Annotated in this window: 20 protein-coding genes and 2 pseudogenes; 11 read left to right on the top strand and 11 right to left on the bottom strand. The window is 53.4% G+C overall.

Annotation, left to right across the window (positions count from 1 at the left end):
* The first annotated feature begins 56 nt into the window (after positions 1-56).
* From ftsZ to mutT, 5 genes are all read left to right on the top strand, one after another.
* A complete protein-coding gene (gene ftsZ, locus LCS67_RS18235; protein ID WP_000462785.1) occupies positions 57-1208 on the top strand; it encodes a cell division protein FtsZ in 1152 nt (383 codons plus the stop codon).
* A 100-nt stretch (positions 1209-1308) separates the two neighbouring features.
* Positions 1309-2226, top strand: coding sequence for a UDP-3-O-acyl-N-acetylglucosamine deacetylase (gene lpxC, locus LCS67_RS18230; protein WP_000595487.1), 918 nt, complete (start codon positions 1309-1311; stop codon positions 2224-2226).
* Between the two features lie 278 nt (positions 2227-2504).
* Positions 2505-3002, top strand: a complete 498-nt coding sequence (gene secM / locus LCS67_RS18225; protein WP_023137252.1) for a secA translation cis-regulator SecM — start codon at positions 2505-2507, stop codon at positions 3000-3002.
* Between the two features lie 61 nt (positions 3003-3063).
* Complete coding sequence (gene secA / locus LCS67_RS18220) at positions 3064-5769, top strand: preprotein translocase subunit SecA (protein ID WP_000905755.1); 2706 nt, start codon at positions 3064-3066, stop codon at positions 5767-5769.
* Between the two features lie 151 nt (positions 5770-5920).
* Positions 5921-6316 (top strand): 8-oxo-dGTP diphosphatase MutT, encoded by a 396-nt coding sequence (gene mutT, locus LCS67_RS18215; RefSeq protein WP_000826474.1) that lies wholly within the window; start codon positions 5921-5923, stop codon positions 6314-6316.
* A gap of 33 nt (positions 6317-6349) precedes the next feature.
* On the opposite strand, the pseudogene LCS67_RS18210 reads toward mutT, so the two are convergent.
* Positions 6350-6490 (bottom strand): annotated as a pseudogene (locus LCS67_RS18210) (aldo/keto reductase); the annotation flags it as partial.
* A 30-nt stretch (positions 6491-6520) separates the two neighbouring features.
* Between LCS67_RS18210 and LCS67_RS22865 the strand changes: the two are divergent.
* Positions 6521-6634 (top strand): annotated as a pseudogene (locus LCS67_RS22865) (LysR family transcriptional regulator); the annotation flags it as partial.
* Here the strand turns inward: LCS67_RS22865 and yacG are convergent.
* The 3 genes from yacG to coaE are packed head-to-tail and all read right to left on the bottom strand — an operon-like array spanning position 6631 to position 8195.
* On the bottom strand, positions 6631-6822 hold the full coding sequence (yacG, locus tag LCS67_RS18205) for a DNA gyrase inhibitor YacG (protein ID WP_001286419.1): 192 nt from the start codon (positions 6820-6822) through the stop codon (positions 6631-6633). The pseudogene LCS67_RS22865 and the gene yacG sit on opposite strands and share 4 nt — an antisense overlap.
* A 9-nt stretch (positions 6823-6831) precedes the next feature.
* The gene (gene zapD, locus LCS67_RS18200) at positions 6832-7575 is read right to left on the bottom strand and encodes a cell division protein ZapD (RefSeq protein ID WP_000557441.1); all 744 of its coding nucleotides are present in this window, start codon (positions 7573-7575) and stop codon (positions 6832-6834) included.
* Positions 7575-8195 (bottom strand): dephospho-CoA kinase, encoded by a 621-nt coding sequence (coaE, locus tag LCS67_RS18195; RefSeq protein WP_001270914.1) that lies wholly within the window; start codon positions 8193-8195, stop codon positions 7575-7577. The genes zapD and coaE overlap by 1 nt, the downstream gene beginning before the upstream one ends.
* A gap of 225 nt (positions 8196-8420) precedes the next feature.
* On the opposite strand from coaE, the gene LCS67_RS18190 reads away from it, so the two are divergent.
* On the top strand, positions 8421-9464 hold the full coding sequence (locus tag LCS67_RS18190) for a GMP reductase (RefSeq protein WP_001217363.1): 1044 nt from the start codon (positions 8421-8423) through the stop codon (positions 9462-9464).
* Positions 9465-9494: 30 nt separating this feature from the next.
* Here LCS67_RS18190 and hofC read toward each other — a convergent pair whose 3' ends face one another.
* From hofC to nadC, 4 genes are all read right to left on the bottom strand, one after another.
* A complete protein-coding gene (gene hofC, locus LCS67_RS18185; protein ID WP_000114110.1) occupies positions 9495-10697 on the bottom strand; it encodes a protein transport protein HofC in 1203 nt (400 codons plus the stop codon).
* Entirely contained in the window at positions 10687-12072 is a 1386-nt protein-coding gene (gene gspE, locus LCS67_RS18180) for a type II secretion system protein GspE (protein ID WP_000650587.1), read from the bottom strand. Before gspE ends, hofC begins: the two co-directional genes overlap by 11 nt.
* Before the next feature lie 9 nt (positions 12073-12081).
* Positions 12082-12519 carry a prepilin peptidase-dependent pilin gene (gene ppdD, locus LCS67_RS18175; RefSeq protein WP_000414989.1) on the bottom strand — a complete coding sequence of 146 codons (438 nt, stop codon included), beginning with the start codon at positions 12517-12519 and terminating at the stop codon, positions 12082-12084.
* 221 nt (positions 12520-12740) lie between these two features.
* The gene (gene nadC, locus LCS67_RS18170; protein ID WP_001135139.1) at positions 12741-13634 is read right to left on the bottom strand and encodes a carboxylating nicotinate-nucleotide diphosphorylase; all 894 of its coding nucleotides are present in this window, start codon (positions 13632-13634) and stop codon (positions 12741-12743) included.
* Positions 13635-13721: 87 nt separating this feature from the next.
* Between nadC and ampD the strand changes: the two genes are divergently transcribed.
* On the top strand, positions 13722-14285 hold the full coding sequence (gene ampD, locus LCS67_RS18165; RefSeq protein ID WP_000936326.1) for a 1,6-anhydro-N-acetylmuramyl-L-alanine amidase AmpD: 564 nt from the start codon (positions 13722-13724) through the stop codon (positions 14283-14285).
* Positions 14282-15136, top strand: a complete 855-nt coding sequence (gene ampE / locus LCS67_RS18160) for a beta-lactamase regulator AmpE (protein ID WP_000172042.1) — start codon at positions 14282-14284, stop codon at positions 15134-15136. Before ampD ends, ampE begins: the two co-directional genes overlap by 4 nt.
* Positions 15137-15227: 91 nt before the next feature.
* Here the strand turns inward: ampE and LCS67_RS18155 are convergent, their stop codons facing one another.
* From LCS67_RS18155 to aroP, 3 genes are all read right to left on the bottom strand, one after another.
* The gene (locus LCS67_RS18155; protein WP_000024771.1) at positions 15228-16178 is read right to left on the bottom strand and encodes a family 43 glycosylhydrolase; all 951 of its coding nucleotides are present in this window, start codon (positions 16176-16178) and stop codon (positions 15228-15230) included.
* Entirely contained in the window at positions 16178-17584 is a 1407-nt protein-coding gene (locus LCS67_RS18150; protein WP_023137246.1) for a glycoside-pentoside-hexuronide (GPH):cation symporter, read from the bottom strand. The genes LCS67_RS18155 and LCS67_RS18150 overlap by 1 nt, the downstream gene beginning before the upstream one ends.
* A gap of 163 nt (positions 17585-17747) precedes the next feature.
* Entirely contained in the window at positions 17748-19121 is a 1374-nt protein-coding gene (gene aroP / locus LCS67_RS18145; protein ID WP_001539002.1) for an aromatic amino acid transporter AroP, read from the bottom strand.
* 562 nt (positions 19122-19683) lie between these two features.
* Between aroP and pdhR the strand changes: the two genes are divergently transcribed.
* Both pdhR and aceE read left to right on the top strand, forming a co-directional pair.
* Complete coding sequence (gene pdhR / locus LCS67_RS18140; RefSeq protein WP_000331771.1) at positions 19684-20448, top strand: pyruvate dehydrogenase complex transcriptional repressor PdhR; 765 nt, start codon at positions 19684-19686, stop codon at positions 20446-20448.
* A 306-nt stretch (positions 20449-20754) separates the two neighbouring features.
* Positions 20755-23418: a pyruvate dehydrogenase (acetyl-transferring), homodimeric type gene (aceE, locus tag LCS67_RS18135; RefSeq protein ID WP_000003840.1), complete on the top strand. Its 2664-nt coding sequence runs from the start codon at positions 20755-20757 to the stop codon at positions 23416-23418.
* The last annotated feature ends 7 nt before the right edge of the window (positions 23419-23425 follow it).

The following is a 23425-nucleotide window of genomic DNA, read 5'->3' as shown; positions in this document are numbered from 1 at the left end:
TATGAGGCCGCCAGATATTACGGCCTCAGGCGACAGGCACATGACGGAGAGAGATTATGTTTGAACCTATGGAACTAACCAACGACGCGGTGATTAAAGTCATCGGCGTCGGTGGTGGCGGCGGTAACGCTGTTGAACACATGGTGCGCGAGCGCATCGAAGGTGTTGAATTCTTCGCGGTGAATACCGACGCTCAGGCGTTGCGTAAAACGGCGGTTGGCCAGACCATTCAAATTGGTAGCGGCATTACCAAAGGTCTGGGCGCCGGCGCTAACCCGGAAGTCGGTCGTAACGCGGCGGACGAAGACCGTGAAGCGCTGCGTGCGGCGCTTGAAGGCGCAGACATGGTATTTATCGCGGCAGGCATGGGCGGCGGTACCGGTACCGGCGCGGCGCCAGTGGTTGCTGAAGTGGCAAAAGATTTAGGTATTCTGACCGTTGCCGTGGTGACTAAGCCTTTCAATTTTGAAGGCAAAAAGCGCATGGCATTTGCGGAGCAGGGTATCACCGAGCTGTCCAAGCATGTGGACTCGTTGATCACCATCCCGAACGACAAGCTGCTGAAAGTGCTGGGCCGTGGTATCTCCCTGCTCGACGCGTTCGGCGCGGCTAACGACGTGCTGAAAGGCGCGGTTCAGGGTATCGCAGAGCTGATCACCCGCCCGGGCCTGATGAACGTCGACTTTGCTGACGTGCGTACTGTGATGTCTGAAATGGGCTACGCAATGATGGGCTCCGGCGTGGCGAGCGGTGAAGACCGTGCGGAAGAAGCGGCTGAAATGGCTATTTCTTCTCCGCTGCTGGAAGATATCGACCTGTCCGGCGCGCGCGGCGTGTTGGTCAACATTACGGCGGGCTTCGACCTGCGTCTGGACGAGTTTGAAACCGTCGGTAACACTATTCGCGCGTTTGCGTCGGATAACGCCACCGTGGTTATCGGTACCTCTCTGGACCCGGATATGAATGATGAACTGCGCGTGACGGTAGTGGCGACCGGTATTGGTATGGACAAACGTCCGGAAATCACCCTGGTCACCAATAAACAGGTGCAGCAGCCGGTGTTGGATCGTTATCAGCAGCACGGTATGGCGCCGCTGACGCAGGAGCAAAAAACGGTCGCGAAAGTGGTTAACGACAATACACCACAGGCGGCGAAAGAGCCGGATTATCTGGATATCCCCGCATTCCTGCGTAAGCAAGCTGATTAAGAATTAGCTGGAATTTGGGATTCTGGGCTCTTTGTGCTAAACTGGCCCGCCGAATGTATAGTACACTTCGGTTGGATAGGTAATTTGGCGAGATTATACGATGATCAAACAAAGGACACTTAAACGTATCGTTCAGGCGACTGGCGTCGGTTTACACACCGGTAAAAAAGTCACCCTGACATTACGCCCTGCGCCGGCCAATACCGGGGTCATCTATCGTCGCACCGACTTGAATCCACCGGTAGATTTCCCGGCCGATGCCAAATCTGTGCGTGATACCATGCTCTGTACGTGTCTGGTGAATGAGCATGATGTACGGATTTCAACCGTTGAGCATCTGAACGCTGCTCTGGCGGGCTTAGGTATCGATAACATCGTTATTGAGGTTAATGCCCCGGAAATCCCGATCATGGATGGCAGTGCCGCTCCGTTTGTCTACCTGCTGCTTGATGCCGGTATTGATGAACTGAACTGCGCCAAAAAATTCGTACGCATCAAAGAGACTGTTCGGGTTGAAGATGGCGATAAATGGGCTGAATTCAGACCGTACAATGGTTTTACGTTGGATTTCACCATCGACTTTAACCATCCGGCGATCGATTCCAGCAGCCAGCGCTACGCGATGAACTTCTCTGCGGATGCGTTCATGCGCCAGATCAGCCGTGCGCGTACCTTCGGTTTTATGCGTGATATCGAATATCTGCAGTCCCGCGGCCTGTGCCTGGGCGGCAGCTTCGATTGTGCCATCGTTGTTGACGATTATCGCGTATTGAACGAAGACGGCCTGCGTTTTGAAGATGAATTCGTTCGTCACAAAATGCTTGACGCGATCGGTGACTTGTTCATGTGTGGTCACAATATTATTGGTGCGTTTACCGCGTATAAATCCGGTCACGCATTGAATAACAAATTGTTACAGGCAGTCCTGGCAAAACAGGAAGCCTGGGAATTTGTGACCTTCCAGGACGACGCAGAACTGCCGTTGGCTTTCAAAGCGCCTTCGACGGTACTGGCATAACGACATACGCTGTCGTATAAAATTCGACTGGTTAACCTGGCACTCTCTCCGGCCAGGTGGGCCAGTCGTTTTTTTTACTATTCTTTATCTGCGCTTTCCTTAATACAGCCATTTTGACAGGGTTAAATGGAAACACGGCGCGTTCGCTGTTTTCTTAGCCGATTTTCACCTTAGCTTCTCGTCATTACTGCTGTAGCGCGTACGCTTTAATGATAAGATTTGTGCGCAAATTGTTTTGATTCCGTAAGCCCATGAGGGGCATATCAGGTGGCAATGACGTGAGTGGAATACTGACGCGCTGGCGACAGTTAGGCAGACGATACTTCTGGCCGCATCTCTTATTAGGGATGGTCGCGGCGAGTTTTGGTTTGCCCGCGCTCAGTAACGCCGCCGAAACCAATACACCTGCAAGGACGACCGCCAGCACCGCGTCTAAAGTTAACTTTAGCCATCTTGCGCTGTTAGAAGCCTCTAACCGTCGTCCCAATTTCACCGTAGATTACTGGCATCAGCACGCTATTCGCACGGTGATTCGCCACCTTTCTTTTGCAATGGTGCCGCAAACGCTGCCCGTTGCCGACGCGCCGTCGCCATTACAGGCGCATCATATCGCCTTACTGAATACGCTCAGCGCGATGCTCACGCAGGAGGGCACGCCGCCGGCGATTGTTCGCCGCCTCTCCCTGGCGTATTTTGCGCCACAAACCGCATTTAGCATCCCGGCCTGGATAAGTCAGGCGCAGGGTATCCGCGCCGGTCCGCAACGTCTCAGCTAACGAAAAAAGACCCTTTTATTTTATTTGTAGCTCCGCGGCGCGGGGCATTTGAGACTTTATTATGCTAATCAAATTATTAACCAAAGTATTCGGTAGCCGTAACGATCGTACGCTGCGTCGTATGCGTAAGGCCGTCAGCCTTATTAATGCGATGGAACCGGAGATGGAAAAACTCTCCGATGACGAACTGAAAGCGAAAACCAACGAATTTCGCGCCCGTATTGAAAAAGGCGAAAGCGTAGAGAGCCTGATTCCGGAAGCGTTCGCGGTGGTGCGTGAAGCCAGTAAACGCGTCTTTGGGATGCGTCACTTCGACGTTCAGCTATTGGGTGGTATGGTGCTCAACGATCGCTGTATCGCCGAAATGCGTACTGGTGAAGGTAAAACGCTGACCGCAACGCTGCCAGCCTACCTGAACGCGCTGTCCGGTAAAGGCGTTCATGTGGTAACCGTGAACGACTATCTGGCGCAGCGTGACGCCGAAAACAACCGTCCGCTATTCGAATTCCTCGGCATGTCCGTTGGTATCAACCTGCCAGGTATGCCTGCGCCAGCCAAACGTGAAGCTTACGCTGCCGACATCACTTACGGCACTAACAACGAATACGGTTTTGACTACCTGCGCGACAACATGGCATTCAGCCCGGAAGAGCGCGTGCAGCGTAAACTGCATTATGCGCTGGTGGATGAGGTCGACTCCATCCTGATCGATGAAGCGCGTACGCCGCTGATTATTTCCGGCCCGGCGGAAGATAGCTCGGAAATGTACAAAAAAGTGAACAAAATCATTCCGCACCTGATTCGTCAGGAGAAAGAAGATTCTGACACTTTCCAGGGCGAAGGCCACTTCTCCGTTGATGAGAAAGCGCGCCAGGTTAACCTGACCGAACGCGGTCTGGTGCTGATCGAAGAGCTACTGGTGCAAGAAGGCATTATGGATGAAGGCGAGTCGCTCTACTCGCCTGGCAATATTATGCTGATGCATCACGTCACCGCCGCGCTGCGCGCGCACGCGCTGTTTACCCGTGACGTGGATTACATTGTGAAAGACGGCGAAGTCATCATTGTTGATGAACATACCGGTCGTACCATGCAGGGGCGTCGCTGGTCTGACGGTCTGCACCAGGCGGTAGAAGCGAAAGAAGGCGTTGAAATTCAGAATGAAAACCAGACGCTGGCGTCTATCACCTTCCAGAACTACTTCCGTCTGTATGAAAAGCTGGCCGGTATGACCGGTACGGCGGATACTGAAGCCTTCGAATTTAGCTCTATCTATAAGCTGGACACCGTCGTTGTTCCGACCAACCGTCCGATGATCCGTAAAGATTTGCCGGATCTGGTGTACATGACCGAAGCGGAAAAAATCCAGGCCATTATCGAAGATATTAAAGAGCGTACCGCGAACGGTCAGCCAGTGCTGGTCGGGACGATTTCTATCGAGAAATCTGAAGTGGTCTCCAGAGAACTGACCAAAGCGGGCATCAAACATAACGTCCTGAACGCAAAATTCCACGCCAACGAAGCAGGCATCGTTGCGCAGGCTGGTTATCCAGCGGCGGTCACTATCGCTACCAACATGGCGGGGCGTGGTACCGATATTATGCTGGGCGGTAGCTGGCAGGCGGAAGTCGCCGCGCTGGAAGCGCCGACGGAAGAACAGATTGCGCAGATTAAAGCGGACTGGCAGGTACGCCATGACGCGGTTCTGGCTGCCGGCGGTCTGCATATCATTGGCACCGAGCGCCATGAATCCCGCCGTATCGACAACCAGCTGCGTGGCCGTTCCGGTCGCCAGGGCGATCCGGGTTCTTCCCGTTTCTACCTGTCGATGGAAGATGCGCTGATGCGTATTTTCGCCTCCGATCGTGTCTCCGGTATGATGCGTAAACTGGGGATGAAGCCGGGCGAAGCGATTGAGCACCCGTGGGTGACGAAAGCTATCGCTAACGCGCAGCGTAAAGTAGAAAGCCGTAACTTCGATATTCGTAAGCAACTGCTGGAATATGATGATGTGGCGAACGATCAGCGTCGTGCAATTTATACCCAGCGTAACGAACTGCTGGATGTGTCTGACGTGAGCGACACCATTAACAGCATTCGCGAAGATGTCTTTAAGGCGACTATCGACGCCTACATTCCGCCGCAGTCGCTGGAAGAGATGTGGGACATCCCGGGTTTGCAGGAACGCCTGAAAAACGACTTCGACCTGGAGCTGCCGATTGCCGAATGGCTGGATAAAGAGCCGGAGCTGCATGAGGAGACGCTGCGTGAGCGCATCCTGGCGCAGTCCATCGAGGTGTATCAGCGTAAAGAAGAGGTGGTTGGCGCTGAAATGATGCGTCATTTCGAAAAAGGCGTGATGCTGCAAACGCTCGATTCCCTGTGGAAAGAGCACCTGGCGGCGATGGATTACCTGCGTCAGGGTATTCATCTGCGCGGCTATGCACAAAAAGATCCGAAGCAGGAATACAAGCGCGAATCCTTCGCTATGTTCGCCGCGATGCTGGAATCGCTGAAATATGAAGTGATCAGCACCCTGAGCAAAGTCCAGGTACGTATGCCGGAAGAGGTCGAAGCGATGGAAATGCAGCGTCGCGAAGAGGCGGAGCGCCTGGCGCAGATGCAGCAGCTAAGCCATCAGGATGACGATACCGCCGTGGCTGCCGATCTGGCCGCCCAAACAGGCGAACGTAAGATTGGACGTAACGATCCTTGCCCTTGCGGTTCCGGTAAGAAATACAAACAGTGTCACGGTCGCCTGAGCTAATGCGATAAACTTACCGGCCTGATAAGACATAATGTGTTGCCATCAGGTCGGTGCTGGCATTATTGCCGAAGGGCGCTACGCTTATTCGGCCTGGCATTGAACACAGATAAAAAGGCGCAGGCGACTGCGCCTTTTTTATGGATGCAACAAGATGAAAAGACTGCAAATCGCGGTTGGGATTATCCGCAACCCGAACGATGAAATTTTTATTACCCGACGCGCCGCGGATGCGCATATGGCGAACAAGCTGGAATTTCCCGGCGGAAAAATTGAAGCCGACGAAACACCAGAGCAGGCGTTGATCCGGGAGCTACAGGAAGAGGTGGGGATTACGCCAACACAGGTGACATTATTCGACACTCTGGAATATCAATTCCCGGACCGACACATTACGCTGTGGTTTTGGCTGGTTGAACGCTGGGAGGGCGAACCGTGGGGGAAAGAAGGACAGCCGGGACGGTGGATCGCGCAAAACGCGTTGAATACGGACGATTTTCCACCGGCCAATGAACCGATTATTCGTAAATTACGCCAATTTGCGCCTTAGTGGGGGATCGCAACACGATCCCCATCGATCTTATTAGCGATTTAATGTCGACATAATTTCCGGCCAGTAGCGGGGGCCGGCCGCGGCGTCGTGAGGAAAAACCGCCTCAATTGCCGTCAGCTCCTGCGGGCTTAGGGTCAGTGATAACGCGCCAGGGTTTTCTGGCGCAGTGGCGGCTACGTTTCTGTTATAGCCTAATCTCGCCGATTTTATTTGTATTATCCCGGCCGCGCGCATATGGCGCCAAAACTACGCGTATTTATTGATTATTTTTGTCATAAGGCGATATTGCCGTCTCAACAGAGCCCTCTCCGTTAGCGCTCTTCGCTCCAGTCGTCGCTATCAGACTGGTCGCCGCTGCTGGCGATTCGTTTCTCTTCGGCGGCCCATTCGCCCAAATCAATTAACTGACAGCGTTTAGAACAAAATGGGCGGAAGGGGCTAATTTCTCCCCAGACGACCGGTTTACCGCAGGTCGGACAGTTTACGACGGTCACGTCAGACATTTTTACTCCTTAGCAACAGGCCAGTTCAAAATCAAGACGCTCCGGCACCAGACCATTTTCACTATCCAGCGGCATAAAGCGAATGGCAAAACGGCTCTTATGGCCGGAAATTTGCGGATAAAGTTGTGAATCGAGCGTCAGCATAAGACGCAGCAAATCGGCGTCGTCCCCGTTATCCTGATAAAAACCGTTCAGGCTGGTTTGCTTACGGAAAGGCGCTGAATTACGGATCAGATCAAGTACCAAAGTCAGCGCCTGGGTGAGGGGATTCAGGCTGGCAAGCCAGCTTTCAATCTGGGCGTCGCGCTGCGCCTGTTGTAGGTGCAACCAGATATGCAGAGTGGGTAAATCGAAACTGCAACAGCCGCCAGGAATACTTAGGCGTTGACGCACAAGGGCAATCAAGCGATCTTCGCGTAGCTGCTGGCCAATCCTCGGGGCGGAGATCAGCACGCTGCCCGCGGATTTTAACTGCTGGCGCAGGGCTTCAATACGGTCTTGATCGACGCCGGGAACCTCAACCCAGGCCTGTAATTTACGCTGCTGGCGCTCCAGTTCTTTCAGCAGTTCGGTACGGACTTCGCCCCGTTCGAACACATCCAGTAGATCGCTGATGTTACGGAAAAAATGCAGTGCGCCAGCATGGTCTGCAATTGGCAGGTTGATGGAGAGCTGTTGGATCAAAAACTCTATGCGCAGCCACGTACGCATCTTCTCATTGAGAGGGTGTTCAAATAGGACCTGGGTGTGCATTACGGTTTTTCCTGTGAGACAAACTGCGACGCGAGCTTAAGATAACTGGCGTGCAGGCGGGCCACATCTGATGCGATAGCATCCGGTGCGCCGTTATTATCAATAACATCGTCCGCCACGGCAAGGCGCGCTTCACGCGTCGCCTGCGCAGCGAGAATGTGTTCAACATGCTCGCGCGTAACATCATCACGCTGCATTGTGCGCATAAGCTGCGTTTCGGGCGTCACGTCAACCACCAGTACGCGGTTGGCTTTTTGATACAACCTGTTTTCAACCAGCAGAGGCACAACCCATAACACATAGGGCGATGTAGCCTGTTGAAACTGTCGTTGGGTTTCCTGCTGAATTAAGGGATGAAGCAGAGCGTTAAGCCAGGCTTTTTCTTCCGGATGCGAAAAAATACGCTCACGCAGCGCCCGGCGACGTAACGTGCCGTCGGCGGCGATAAGTTCAGAACCAAAATGTTCCGCTATTGCGTTCAGGGCGGGCTGCCCTGGCTCAACCATCTGGCGCGCGATAATATCCGCGTCAATGACGGTTATTCCGAGGTCAGCGAAGGCATCAGCGACGGTACTTTTACCGCTGCCAATACCGCCGGTTAAGGCTACGGTATACCTCATATCTCCAGCTTCCGGAATTTTAGTTTGACAATCAAAAGGTTAAATTTTAAGCATACAAAGACGATACGCTCTGAGCATTAACCTACTATTCGCCAGGTAAATTTATGGGATTGTAACGTAAAAAAAGAGAATTTCGCAGTCTTGTACGGCCATGATTAGTGCGTATGATAACGTCACTGGAGTTGTGAGTTTCGATTTTTCGCCATTAACCCCAGGAATCCGTACATGCGTATTGAAGAAGATCTGAAGTTAGGTTTCAAAGACGTTCTTATCCGTCCTAAGCGTTCTACCCTCAAAAGCCGTTCCGATGTCGAACTGGAACGTCAATTCACCTTTAAACACTCAGGTCAGACCTGGTCTGGCGTACCGATTATCGCGGCCAATATGGATACCGTCGGGACGTTTGAAATGGCGCAAGCATTGGCCGGGTTTGATATTCTGACTGCTGTACATAAACATTATACCGTTGAAGAATGGGCAGCTTTTATCAACACGGCTTCGGCTGATGTTCTGAAGCATGTGATGGTTTCCACCGGGACCTCTGATGCTGATTTCGAAAAGACCGTGCAGATTCTGGCGCTGGATCCTGCGCTGAACTTTGTCTGTATTGATGTGGCCAATGGCTATTCAGAACATTTTGTGCAGTTCGTCGCGAAAGCACGTGAAGCATGGCCGACAAAAACAATCTGCGCAGGCAATGTGGTAACGGGCGAGATGTGCGAAGAGCTTATCCTCTCCGGCGCCGATATCGTGAAAGTGGGAATTGGTCCCGGCTCCGTATGCACGACGCGTGTAAAAACTGGCGTTGGTTATCCGCAACTGTCGGCGGTTATCGAATGTGCTGACGCGGCGCATGGCCTGGGCGGCATGATCGTCAGCGATGGCGGCTGCACCATGCCAGGCGACGTAGCAAAAGCCTTCGGCGGCGGCGCGGATTTCGTTATGTTGGGCGGTATGCTGGCGGGTCACGAAGAGAGCGGCGGCAGCGTGGTAGAAGAGAACGGCGAGAAATTTATGCTGTTCTACGGCATGAGTTCGGAATCTGCGATGAACCGTCATGTCGGCGGCGTCGCGAAATACCGCGCGGCAGAAGGTAAAACGGTTAAATTGCCGCTGCGTGGGCCGGTGGGCAATACTGCCCGCGATATCCTGGGTGGTTTGCGCTCAGCCTGCACTTATGTCGGCGCGTCTCGCCTGAAAGAGTTGACCAAACGCACCACCTTTATTCGGGTGCAGGAACAAGAAAACCGCATTTTCAATAGCCTCTAATATTCTGGCTGGCGTAAATGTGCGCCAGCCTTATCCCATCCCGCTCATCGCGTCTCCCAGATGAAAAATCGGCAAATACATCGCCACCACCAGCGTACCGATAATTAAGCCGGTGATGATCAATAACGCCGGTTCCAACAGCGACGCCAGATTATCGGCCAGCGCCAGCGTAGTTTCACTGTGGTGACGGGCAAGGTTATGCAGCATGATATCGAGTGAACCGGACGCTTCGCCCGTTCTGACCAGTTGCAGGCATAGCGGACTAAATTCCTGGGTATTTTTTAGCGCCAACCAGACCGGATTGCCCGCGGCGATCTCCTGATGTACCTGCGTTAAACGCTGTGACCAGTAAGGGCAGCCGAGGCTATCGATAGCGCTTTCCAGTCCCTGAAGAAAAGGAATGCCTGCGCTTTGGGTCAATGCCAGTACGGTGAATATTTGCGCTAGTTTCTGGCCTCTTATCAGGCGACCCATAACGGGAAGCCGTAGCAGAAGACGCTGCCGCTGCGCTTGCCAGGACGGCTTTTGTTTTACCCTGCGGTGAGCGATAGCAACGAGCATCGCCAGGAACAAGATGAGCCAACCCCATGCCGACCCCCATTGCGCTATCGCGATAATACCGCGCGTCAGAAGAGGGAGCGGGGTATTGAAGCTACGGTAAATGGCGGCAAATTCCGGCAGAACAAAGTGCAGCATGGCGAAAACGACCAGAGCGGCCATTGTCAGAATAATGGCGGGATAGCGCAGCGCCTTTTTCACGCTAACCGTAATCTGCCGCTGCGCTTTTTGCTGACGGGCCAGTTCAAAGCAGCATTCGGCCAGTTTGCCGGTCAGTTCTCCGGTGCGGATCATCGTCTGGTAGAGCGGCGGAAATACCTGCGGCCAGGAGACTAATGCGCTGGAAAAAGGGACGCCCTGTTCAAGCTCGTGAGCCAGCGTGCGCAACAGCGCTTGCCATTGTCGGTGGGGATGCTGTTGCGCAAGGAGTTCCAGCCCTTCAGAAAGCGTCAGTCCGGCATGAATGAGCGTGGCCAACTGATGAATAATTTCAGCGCTTTGCTCTTCTTTCCACAGTGCGGCGTTAACGCCCATGCGCTTGATGCGAAGCGGCATAATGCGCTGATGTTGCAGGGTGATGATCAGCGCCAGACGATTGTCCACCCATACAACGTCTTGTTCCAGTTGACCTTTATCGTTAACGCCTTGCCAGCGCCAGAGCTGTTTAACGCTCATGGGGCATTCCCAGAACGCGCAGTATCTCTTCAAAGGACGTCATGCCTTGCTCAACGGCGCGACAGCCATTTTCAAAAAGCGTCCCTGTACCGGTCTGTTGGAGGTGGGCTTCCAGTGCTTGCGCCGATGCGCCGCTCGCAATTAACTGACGTAATGCCGGGGTAACGGTTAACACTTCGAATAACGCGGTTCGGCCATAAAAGCCGTGGTAGCAATGCTGACAGCCGCTTGCCTGCCAGCGCGGTAGCGCGCTGGGCCAAAGATTGGGCGATAGCACCACGGGATCGCTCAGGCGCTCTTTGCAGTGCGGGCAAAGCTTCCTTACCAGGCGTTGCGCTACCACCAGCGTAAGCGCCGATGAGATCATCCAGCGTGCTACGCCCATTTGTTGTAAACGTATCAGGGTTTCGCTGGTGGAGTTCGTATGGAGCGTGGAAAGTACCAGATGGCCCGTTTGTGCCGCCTTAATGGCGATTTCTGCGGTGTCGCCGTCACGAATTTCACCTACCATGATGATGTCAGGATCCTGGCGTAAAAGCGCGCGCAGCACATTTTGAAAGGTGAGCCCGGCGCGGGGATGGATCTGCGTTTGGTTAATCCCATCCAGTGGAATTTCTATCGGATCCTCAACGCTACAGAGGTTGATACCCGGCATATTCCGGGTTTGTAGCGCGCTGTATAGCGTGACTGTTTTTCCGCTACCGGTGGGGCCAGTCACCAGTACCAGCCCCTGAGGTTGCTGTAGGGCTTGTCTAAAAGCGGTAAGTTGTGCCCCGTACATGCCCAGCGTGTCCAGATCCAGCGTTTGTTCAACCTGATGCAACAACCGTAAGACGACTTTTTCGCCTTCTTTACAGGGAAGCGTGGCGATACGAAAAGAGATGCTGTCGCCCGCCAGGTCAACGGTAAATTGCCCGTCCTGCGGCAGCCGATGTTCAGCGATGTCCAAATTTCCCAGGACTTTCAATCTGGCCGTCAGCGCAAGCCCCGTCTCTTTGGCGATGTCCTGCAGAATATGAAGAACGCCGTCGATGCGGAGTCTTATCCGGTAGCGGCTGGCGCCTGGTTCGAGATGGATATCAGAGGCGCGTTTCGCCATCGCCGAGCGTAATGTCTGATTGAGAAGCTGGGCCGCGGTTTCTCCGCCTTTCGCGGCGTTTGCCGAGGGAGCCTGATCCGGCTTATGCCGATGATTTTCCATTTGCTGGCGAGTCCAGCACACAATATCAATCTGTTTTTGCGTGGCGAAATGCAGAGCGTCCAGTAACGCATGAGAGGGCGCGTCGACCACCGCAACAGTGATACTGTTGCTGGCGCTATTGATCAGTACAGCCTGATGACGTTGACACAATGTGTTGAGCTGAGCGTCTTTCATCTTGTCTCCTTAGTTGGCGTCAAAACGGAAGACATCTTCACAAGCCTGTTGTAACGCGCTGTCGCTTTGAATATTGCAGTTACGCGTCCAGCCGGTAATGCCGTTAGCATTGTCCCAGGCGGGCGTCATGATGACGCTAAGCCCGCTCAGACTCTCCTGGCCGGTAAGCGTGATGACGCCTTTTTCCACGCTCATGCCCGAAACATAACGGGTGATGACGGGCGAGGGGATACCGTTGACGCCCGCATCGCATGTGCTCGTCCCACCATGTTCCAGAGCGCAGAGTTCGACGGCGGTACGGTAGGGGACAAACGTTTGCAACATATCCGTCAGCGCCGCTTTACGCAGATAGTTCTGGTAAGCCGGAATGCCGATGGCGCTTAAAATGGCGATGATGCCAATAACGACCATCAGTTCGATAAGCGTGAAACCGCGTTGTTTTTCCATTGTTCGCTCCTTGAGTTAGCTGGCGCTACTGTGGCAAACGCGGGAAGAGCGGGCGAGCGGCAAAAGGTAAAACGGGAAGGCGGATTCTGAAGATTTTCGCTGCGTTACATGACACGGCAACGTTATTGCGAGGCGCTACGAATATTTTACCGAATAATGACGCGGATCTACGGACAGGTGATTTATAGACCCGACGGCGCAGCGCCATCGGGTGGAGAGGATCAGCAAAAACGCATGGAGAGATCGAGCGCGCGTACGTGCTTGGTCAGCGCGCCAACGGAGATGAAATCCACCCCGGTTTCAGCAAATTCGCGTAAGGTTTCCGCGGTGACGTTGCCGGATACTTCCAGCCGCGCCTGGCCGTTGACGCGTTTCACCGCCTCGCGCATCTGGTCGGTGTTGAAATTATCCAGCATGATAATATCCGCGCCTGCTTTCAGCGCATCGTCCAGTTCATTCAGATTTTCGACCTCGACTTCTACCGGCACGTCCGGATGTAGCCAGAACGCTTTTTCCACCGCCTGACGAACAGAACCGGAGGCGATGATATGGTTTTCTTTAATCAGGAACGCGTCAGTGAGGCCCAGACGATGATTGGCGCCGCCGCCACATAAAACCGCATATTTGAGCGCAGTGCGCAGACCCGGCAGCGTTTTACGCGTGTCGAGCAACTGGGTTTGGGTGCCAGCCAGCAGTCCAACGTAGCGGCGTACTTCACTGGCGACGCCGGAAAGGGTCTGGACAAAGTTTAGCGCCGTGCGCTCGCCGGTCAGCAATACGCGAGCGGGGCCGTTCAGTTCAAACACTGTTTGGTTGGCATAAATGGCGTCGCCGTCATCGACATGCCAGGTGAGGCGCACATCATCGCCCGCCAGTTGGATGAAGACCTCTTCAACCCAGCGCTTGCCGCAGAAAACGCCGTCTTCACGAGTGATCACCGTGGCATGGGCTTGCGTATCTGCCGGCAAAAGTTGCGCGGTGATATCGTTGCCAGCATCGACTTCTCCACCTAAATCTTCACGCAGCGCCTGAGCAACGGCAGCAGGGATATCGAGATTAATGCGTTCCAGTAGCGCGTCACGTCGGTCGTCTGGGTTATAACGGCGAGGCGGCATGATAAAACTCCAAATTGCTAACGAATCATAAGGTAGAAACATGCTACTCTGAAGCAGCTATAAGCACCACTCAAAAGGAGACTCTGCATGTTGCCAGATAAGGGTTGGTTGGTAGAGGCGCGACGCGTCCCTTCTCCGCATTATGATTGCCGTCCGGATGACGAAAAACCGTCCTTGCTGGTGGTGCATAATATTAGCCTGCCCCCCGGCGAGTTTGGCGGTCCGTGGATCGATGCATTATTCACCGGAACGATAGATCCAGACGCCCATCCTTTTTTTGCAGAAATCGCTCATCTTCGTGTTTCGGCCCATTGTCTGATTCGTCGCGACGGTGAAATCGTCCAGTATGTGCCTTTTGATAAGCGTGCGTGGCATGCGGGCGTATCAAACTATCAGGGGCGGGAACGTTGTAATGATTTCTCCATTGGTATTGAGCTGGAGGGGACGGATACGCTGGCTTATACCGATGCGCAGTATCAGCAGCTAGCCGCCGTGACGCGCACGCTTATCGCTTGCTATCCGGCGATCGCCGACAATATGACCGGACACTGCAACATTGCGCCTGACCGTAAAACGGACCCTGGCCCTGCCTTTGACTGGCCGCGCTTTCGCGCTTTGGTAGCCCTTTCGTCGCACAAGGAGATGACATGACGCTGTTTACGACATTACTGGTGCTGATTGTCGAGCGCCTGTTTAAGCTGGGCGAGCACTGGCAGCTCGATCATCGGCTGGAGGCGCTATTCCGTCGGATTACGCATTTTTCGATGTTGCGCACGATGGGAATGACGGCGATCGCGATGGTGGTGACTTTTCTACTGCTCCAGGCGTTAAAAGGGCTGCTATTTAACGTGCCGACGCTGGTGGTGTGGATTCTCCTGGGCGTGCTGTGTATCGGCGCGGGCAAAGTGCGAGTACATTATCACGCCTGGCTGAAAGCGGCGTCTCGTAACGATCCGCATCCTTGCGAGGCGATGGCCAGCGAGCTTACGCTGATTCACGGCGTGCCGCCGGATTGTAATGAGCGTGAATTTTTGCGTGAGCTGCAAAATGCGTTGTTATGGATAAATTTCCGTTTTTACCTCGCACCGCTATTTTGGTTTATCGTTGGCGGTCCGTGGGGGCCGGTAACGCTGGTGGGCTATGCGTTTTTACGGGCCTGGCAGACCTGGCTGGCGCGCTATCAGACGCCGCACCAACGTTTGCAATCCGGCATTGACGATATTCTTCATGTGCTGGACTGGATTCCGGTACGTCTGGCGGGCGTAGTGTATGCATTACTGGGGCATGGCGAGAAAGCGTTGCCGGCCTGGTTTGCCTCGCTGGCGGATCTGCATACTTCGCAATATCAGGTGCTCACACGTCTGGCGCAATTCTCACTGGCGCGCGAACCACATACTGACAAAGTAGAAACCCCCAAAGCGGCGGTGTCGATGGCGAAGAAGGCCTCGTTTGTGGTGGTGGTGATTATTGCGTTGCTCACCATTTATGGGGCATTAGTATAGCGTTGTGCCGATGGCGCTAACGCTTATGCTGCCTACAATGGAAAAATCTGTAGGCCCGGTAAGCGTTAGCGCCACCGGGCAGTGCAACGGCTTAGATCGTATCGGCTGGCGGTACGCCAAAATCAGGCATCCCGTTTTCGTCCCAGCGCACCCGTTTCAGACGCGTATGGCGGTTGGGATCGTACAACGGATCGCCTTCAATTTCGGTGTAATTTCTCGCGTGGTACACCAGTACATCTTCACCTTCCGGCGTTTGCGTAAAGCTGTTGTGTCCCGGCCCATACTGGCGATTCTCATAGCTGGTGGTAAAGACCGGGCGCGGTGATTTATGCCAGTTGGCCGGATCGCGCGGATCGTCGTTTACGTTAATCCACAGTAACCCCATACAGTAGTTTTCATCGGTGGCGCTGGCCGAATAGCTGATAAACAGCTTGTCGCCATGCACCACGACGGCCGGACCTTCGTTAACCCAAAAACCCCGACACTCCCAGTCGTACTCTGGCTTACTGAGTCTTACCGGCTCGCCTTTAAGAGTCCACGGGTTTTCCAGTTCAGCCAGATAAATATTTGAGTTACCGGCAATATCCGGCGCTTTTTGCGCCCACAGATACCACTGTTTTCCCTGATGATAAAAAGTGGTGGCATCGAGGGCGAAGGTATCAAACGGTGTTTTAATTTGACCTTTCTCCGTCCACTTGCCGGTGAGTGGGTCGGCATCGGCGCACTCCAGGGCAAACATGCGGTGCTGGAACATTCCCAGCTTATCAAGCGCTTGAGTATGGGTAGCGGCAAAATAGATGTACCACTTACCGTTGATGCGGTGCATTTCCGGTGCCCAGATGAGCTGGCTCATCGGGCCGCTTTCCGGTTTGCGCCAGACGACAACGGGGTCGGCGGCGCGCAACCCTTCCAGCGAATCAGCCCGGCGGATTTCCAGCCTGTCATATTCCGGTACGGAGGCAATAAAGTAGTAATCGCTGCCGTCGCGTAAAATAAACGGATCGGCACGTTGTTCAATAAACGGGTTTGGCCAGTTTGCCATCAGGCTTTCCTTACGCTTTCAGCGGCTTTGAGCTCCTGCAACTCACTCAATTCGCGGTAATTAGTGCGACGTTTTTCCAAATCGTCCTGGATTTTTTTCATCAGTTCACGGTCAACTTTCAGCAGACGTACCACGCCTGCGGTAATCAGATAGCCAACGCCAGGGATAACGGTAAACAACAGCATAATACCGTTCATCGCCGAAGCGCTTTGCGCTTTGGCGCTGGCGTCATAACCGTACCAGGAGAGCAAAAAGCCGACCATCGCCCCGGCAATCGCCAGGCCCAGTTTCAGGAAGAACAGATTACCGGAGAAGCTAATACCGGTAATGCGTTTGCCGGTTTTCCATTCGCCGTAATCATCGACGTCCGCCATCAGCGACCAGTGCAACGGGGAAGGGATCTGATGCAGAATATTGAGCAGGAAGTAGAGCGCCACTATCATCACGGTAGCTTTCGGATCAAAGAAATAGAACGCGCAGGAGAAAATCGCCAGCGCGATATTGGTCCAGAAAAATACCTTCAATTTACACCAGCGATCGGTTAAGACTTTTGCCAGCATACTGCCGATCATCATACCGACCACGCCAAGGCTAATAAAAAGCGTAGCGAAATGGGTGCTTTGTCCCATCACCCAGGTGACGTAATACATGGTCGCCGCCATACGGATAAACCCCGGGCAGACGTTACATAAGGTCAATAGCAGAATGCGTACCCATTGATCGTTTTTCCACACGTCTTTGAAATCATTCTTCATATCATCGTGCGTCGGAATGGCAGGGCGAACGCGTTCGCGGACGCTGGCAAAGCAGAACAGAAACATACCCATGCCGATAATCGCCAGCACGGTCATCGCCAACTGATAGCCTTTGGCTTTGTCGCCGCCGCCAAACCAGTCCACCATCGGCAATAGCGTTAACGATAACAACAGCGTCGCGATGCCGACTAACACGAAGCGATAAGCCTGACAGGCCACGCGCTCTTTTGGATCGTTGGTGATCACGCCGCCCAGTGAGCAATAGGGAATATTGATGGCGGTGTAGGTCACGGAAAGCAGAAAATAGGTGACGAAAGCATAGACAACTTTGCTGTTATAGCCCCAGTCCGGCGTCGTGAACATCAGCACGCTGAACAGCGCGTAGGGAAATGCAATCCACAGTAGCCAGGGGCGGAAACGACCATATTTACTTTGGGTACGATCGGCAAGCGCGCCCATCACCGGATCGGTAACGGCATCGATAACGCGTACTGAAAGGAGTAAAACACCGACTAACGCCGGGGCAAGACCAAAAATATCCGTATAAAAATAATTAACAAACAGCATGATAGCGCCAAAAATAATGTTACATCCGGCGTCACCCATGCCATACCCGATTTTCTCTCTTACCGAAAGTCTGCCCTTATCCATTGAGACTTCTCCCCATCAGATGATGGCGGTAATTATTCGCCTGCGAGCTTTTATTTGCGTAGCAGGATCACGCCGCTGATATGGATAAAATGGTTATACGTGGGAAACTGTGAGACAGATAACACCCTCCCCGGACGGGGAGGGCGGAAAAGTAACGCCACGATCAGTGGGCTTTCACCGTTTTTGCCGTTTTTTCTTTACACAGGTAGCCGACGCCCAGGATGAGCAGCCATACCGGAATCAGCCACACGGAGATCGCCATACCTGGCGTCATCAGCATAATGATCAATACCGCCGCCATAAACAGCAGACAGAGAACGTTGCCGAACGGATAAAACAGGGCCGGGAAGCGGGTTTTCACGCCCTGCTGCTGTTTTGCGCGACGGAACATCATATGGGCAAGGCTAATCATCGCCCAGTTAATGACCAGCGCGGAGACCACCAGCGCCATCAGCAGTCCGAATGCGGACTCTGGGGCCAGGTAGTTGAGCAGCACGCACAACGCCGTCACGACGGCGGAAACCAAAATGGAGCTCACCGGCACGCCGCGTTTGTCGACGTTCAGCAGCGCTTTCGGCGCATTTCCCTGCTGGGCCAGACCGAACAGCATACGGCTGTTGCAGTAAACGCAGCTGTTATAAACCGATAGCGCGGCGGTGAGAACCACGATATTCAGCGCATTGGCGACAAACGTATCGCCCAGCTCATGGAAGATAAGGACAAACGGGCTGGTATCGGCGGTGACGCGAGTCCATGGCAGCAGCGAAAGCAGGACCGCCAGCGAGCCGATATAAAAAATCAGGATGCGATAGATAACCTGATTGGTAGCTTTGGGGATGCTCTGTTCCGGGTTATCGGCTTCAGCGGCGGTGATCCCTACCAGCTCCAGTCCGCCGAACGAAAACATAATAATGGCCATCATCATCACCAGCCCGGTCCAGCCATGCGGCAGAAAGCCGCCCTGTTCCCACAGGTTGCGCACGGTGGCCTGCGGACCAGCGGTATCGCTGAAGAGTAACCACGCGCCGAACAGAATCATAGCGATGACGGCGATCACTTTAATAATGGCGAACCAAAACTCCATCTCACCGAACACTTTAACGTTGGTCAGGTTGATGGCGTTGATAATCACAAAGAAGGCTGCCGCAGAAGCCCAGGTGGGGATCTCCGGATACCAGAACTGGATATATTTACCCACTGCGGTCAGTTCCGCCATGGCAACTAATACGTACAGCACCCAGTAGTTCCAGCCGGAAGCGAATCCGGCAAAGCCGCCCCAGTATTTATAGGCGAAGTGGCTAAAAGAGCCGGCGACCGGTTCTTCAACCACCATCTCCCCCAGCTGGCGCATAATCAGAAAGGCAATAAAGCCTGCAACCGCATAGCCCAGGATAATTCCTGGCCCCGCCGACTGAATAACGGAGGCGCTTCCCAGGAACAAGCCTGTCCCTATCGCGCCGCCCAATGCGATAAGCTGAATATGGCGGTTTTTCAGGCCGCGCTTGAGCTGCTCGCCGTGCTGCTGACTGTCCATCATAAAACCTCGTGTATCGGGCGCGGTTTATTTATAACGCGCTTATTTTGAACGATGCAGTAGTGCGTGTGTAAGTTTGCAATTCCGCTTTTTGTATTGATTTATTTACAGATTCGTTTTTTTAAATGTCACTTCAACTCTTTCGTCTTGATCAGAATAATGGTATGTGTCCGCGAATGCACCTGCTTTGTGCAGGGGTGATGACGAGTTGCGTAAAAAGAAAGCACTTGTAAATACCTCCTTTTATTTTCCCTTACAAAGGTTGATTTGTTTTTATTCATTATTTATGCATAAAAACGCATTTAATCTGCTGTTGAATCGGTTCAGATGAGATTTTTTATCGTTTCAAATACGTTAAATCTACCTCCTGGTGGGTAAATTTAACATTTGTGCACAGTTACAGTTTTGAAACATGATTTCTGTAAAATTGTTAAAATGTGCCTCCTTTACTGATTTCAATCAAAACCTGTATGGACAGAAGGTGAATACTTTGTTACTTTAGCGTCACAGACATGAAATTGGTAAGACCAATTGACTCCGGGCAAATGGCTTAAGACAGGAAATCATGGCCTACAGCAAAATCCGCCAACCAAAACTCTCCGATGTGATCGAGCAGCAGCTGGAGTTTTTAATCCTTGAGGGAACATTGCGTCCCGGAGAAAAACTCCCACCGGAACGTGAACTGGCAAAACAGTTCGACGTCTCCCGTCCCTCCTTGCGCGAGGCGATTCAACGTCTCGAAGCGAAGGGATTGTTGCTTCGTCGCCAGGGCGGCGGAACCTTCGTGCAGAGCAGCCTGTGGCAGAGCTTTAGCGACCCGCTGGTGGAACTGCTCTCCGATCACCCTGAATCCCAGTTTGACCTGCTCGAAACGCGCCATGCGCTGGAAGGCATTGCGGCTTATTACGCGGCGCTGCGCAGCACCGACGAAGATAAAGACCGTATTCGCGAGCTGCACCATGCCATTGAGCTGGCGCAAGAGTCCGGCGATCTGGATGCCGAGTCCGAAGCCGTGCTCCAGTATCAAATCGCCGTCACCGAAGCGGCGCACAACGTGGTATTGCTTCATCTGCTAAGGTGTATGGAGCCGATGCTGGCGCAAAACGTGCGGCAGAACTTCGAATTGCTGTATGCGCGTCGGGAGATGCTGCCGCTGGTGAGTACGCATCGCACCCGTATATTTGAAGCCATTATGGCCGGAAAACCAGAAGAAGCGCGTGAAGCGTCACACCGCCATCTGGCGTTTATCGAAGAGATTATGCTGGACAGAAGCCGTGAGGAGAGCCGTCGTGAACGCGCTTTACGCCGCCTGGAACAGCGCAAGAATTAGTTTTTTCTGGCAGAACGTTAACCAGAAGATGTTGTGAATAAAGCGCAAAAATGTGCGCGGCAACTAAATGCCAGGCCCATAAGGCTATTTTATTTGCCATTTTGGTCCTGGGCAGTGCTCACAATCCTCACGTACTACGTGTACGTTCCGGTTGTTCCGCGCTGTCCGTGACCAAACTGGCTGCAACAATTACACCTTATGGGCCAGGCAATAAACGCAGAACCTGTCTTATTAAGCTTTCTGACGAAAGTTTAATGGGACAGGTTCCAGATAACTCAACGTATTAGATAGATAAGGAATACCCCCATGTCAGAACGTTTCCCAAATGACGTGGATCCGATCGAAACTCGCGACTGGCTACAGGCGATCGAATCGGTCATCCGTGAAGAAGGTGTTGAGCGCGCTCAGTATCTGATTGACCAACTGCTTTCTGAAGCTCGCAAAGGCGGCGTGAAAGTCGCGGCAGGCGCAGGGGCCAGTAATTACATCAACACTATTGCCGTTGAAGACGAACCGGAATACCCGGGCAATCTGGAGCTGGAACGTCGCATTCGTTCTGCGATCCGCTGGAACGCCATCATGACCGTGCTGCGTGCGTCTAAAAAAGACCTTGAGTTGGGCGGCCACATGGCGTCCTTCCAGTCTTCCGCCACGATCTATGATGTCTGTTTCAACCATTTCTTCCGTGCGCGCAACGAACAGGATGGCGGCGACCTGGTTTACTTCCAGGGCCACATCTCTCCGGGCATCTACGCTCGCGCGTTCCTGGAAGGTCGTCTGACCCAGGAACAGATGGATAACTTCCGTCAGGAAGTTCACGGCAATGGCCTCTCTTCCTATCCGCACCCGAAACTGATGCCGGAATTCTGGCAGTTCCCGACCGTCTCTATGGGGCTGGGCCCAATCGGTGCTATCTACCAGGCGAAATTCCTGAAATATCTGGAACACCGTGGCCTGAAAGATACCTCTAAACAGACCGTTTACGCCTTCCTCGGCGACGGCGAGATGGATGAGCCGGAATCCAAAGGCGCGATCACCATCGCCACCCGTGAAAAACTGGACAACCTGGTCTTTGTTATCAACTGTAACCTGCAGCGTCTTGACGGCCCGGTCACCGGTAACGGCAAGATTGTTAACGAACTGGAAGGCATCTTTGCAGGTGCTGGCTGGAACGTTATTAAAGTCATGTGGGGCGGTCGTTGGGATGAGCTGCTGCGTAAAGACACCAGCGGTAAACTGATCCAGCTGATGAACGAAACCGTTGACGGCGACTACCAGACCTTCAAATCCAAAGACGGCGCTTACGTGCGTGAGCACTTCTTCGGTAAATACCCGGAAACCGCAGCGCTGGTGGCCGACTGGACCGATGAGCAGATTTGGGCGCTGAACCGTGGTGGTCACGATCCGAAGAAAGTTTACGCGGCACTGAAAAAAGCGCAGGAAACCAAAGGCAAAGCGACCGTAATCCTGGCCCATACCATTAAAGGTTACGGCATGGGTGACACCGCGGAAGGTAAAAACATCGCTCACCAGGTTAAGAAAATGAACATGGACGGCGTGCGTTACGTCCGCGATCGTTTCAACGTGCCGGTTGCCGATGCTGATCTCGAAAAACTGCCGTACATTACCTTCCCGGAAGGTTCTGAAGAACACAAATACCTGCATGAACGTCGTCAGGCGCTGCATGGCTACCTGCCAAGCCGTCAGCCGAACTTCACCGAGAAGTTAGAGCTGCCTCAACTTTCAGATTTCGGCGCGCTGCTGGAAGAGCAAAGCAAAGAGATTTCCACTACGATCGCTTTCGTGCGTGCCCTGAACGTGATGCTGAAGAACAAGTCGATCAAAGATCGCCTGGTTCCGATCATCGCCGACGAAGCGCGTACTTTCGGTATGGAAGGTCTGTTCCGTCAGATTGGTATCTACAGCCCGAACGGCCAGCAGTACACCCCGCAGGACCGTGAGCAGGTTGCTTACTACAAAGAAGACGAGAAAGGCCAGATTCTGCAGGAAGGTATCAACGAGCTGGGCGCAGGCGCATCCTGGCTGGCTGCGGCGACCTCTTACAGCACCAACGATCTGCCGATGATCCCGTTCTACATCTACTACTCCATGTTCGGGTTCCAGCGTATCGGCGACCTGTGCTGGCAGGCTGGCGACCAGCAGGCTCGCGGCTTCCTGATCGGCGGGACTTCCGGTCGTACAACGCTGAACGGCGAAGGTCTGCAGCACGAAGATGGTCACAGCCATATTCAGTCGCTGACTATCCCGAACTGTATCTCTTACGACCCGGCTTACGCTTACGAAGTGGCTGTCATCATGCATGATGGTCTGGAGCGTATGTACGGTGAGAAACAAGAGAACGTTTACTACTACATCACCACCCTGAACGAAAACTACCACATGCCGGCCATGCCAGCAGGTGCCGAGGAAGGTATCCGTAAAGGTATCTACAAACTCGAAACCCTTGAAGGTAGCAAAGGTAAAGTTCAGCTGCTGGGCTCCGGTTCTATCCTGCGTCATGTGCGTGAAGCAGCACAGATCCTGGCGAAAGACTACGGCGTAGGTTCTGACGTGTACAGCGTAACCTCCTTCACCGAACTGGCGCGTGATGGTCAGGATTGTGAGCGCTGGAACATGCTGCACCCGCTGGAAACCCCGCGCGTTCCGTACATCGCTCAGGTGATGAACGACGCTCCGGCAGTGGCATCTACTGACTATATGAAACTGTTCGCCGAGCAGGTTCGTACTTACGTACCGGCTGACGACTATCGCGTACTGGGTACGGATGGCTTCGGTCGTTCCGACAGCCGTGAGAACCTGCGTCACCACTTCGAAGTTGATGCTTCTTATGTGGTTGTTGCAGCGCTGGGCGAACTGGCTAAACGTGGCGAAATCGACAAGAAAGTGGTAGCGGATGCGATTACCAAATTCAACATCGATGCAGATAAAGTTAACCCGCGTCTGGCGTAAGAGGTAA

The sequence above is a fragment of the Salmonella sp. A7 genome (assembly GCF_020181675.1).
Lineage (GTDB): Bacteria > Pseudomonadota > Gammaproteobacteria > Enterobacterales > Enterobacteriaceae > Salmonella > Salmonella enterica.
Note: the sequence above shows the minus strand (reverse complement) of the source record. Positions and strands in the feature narration are given on the sequence as shown.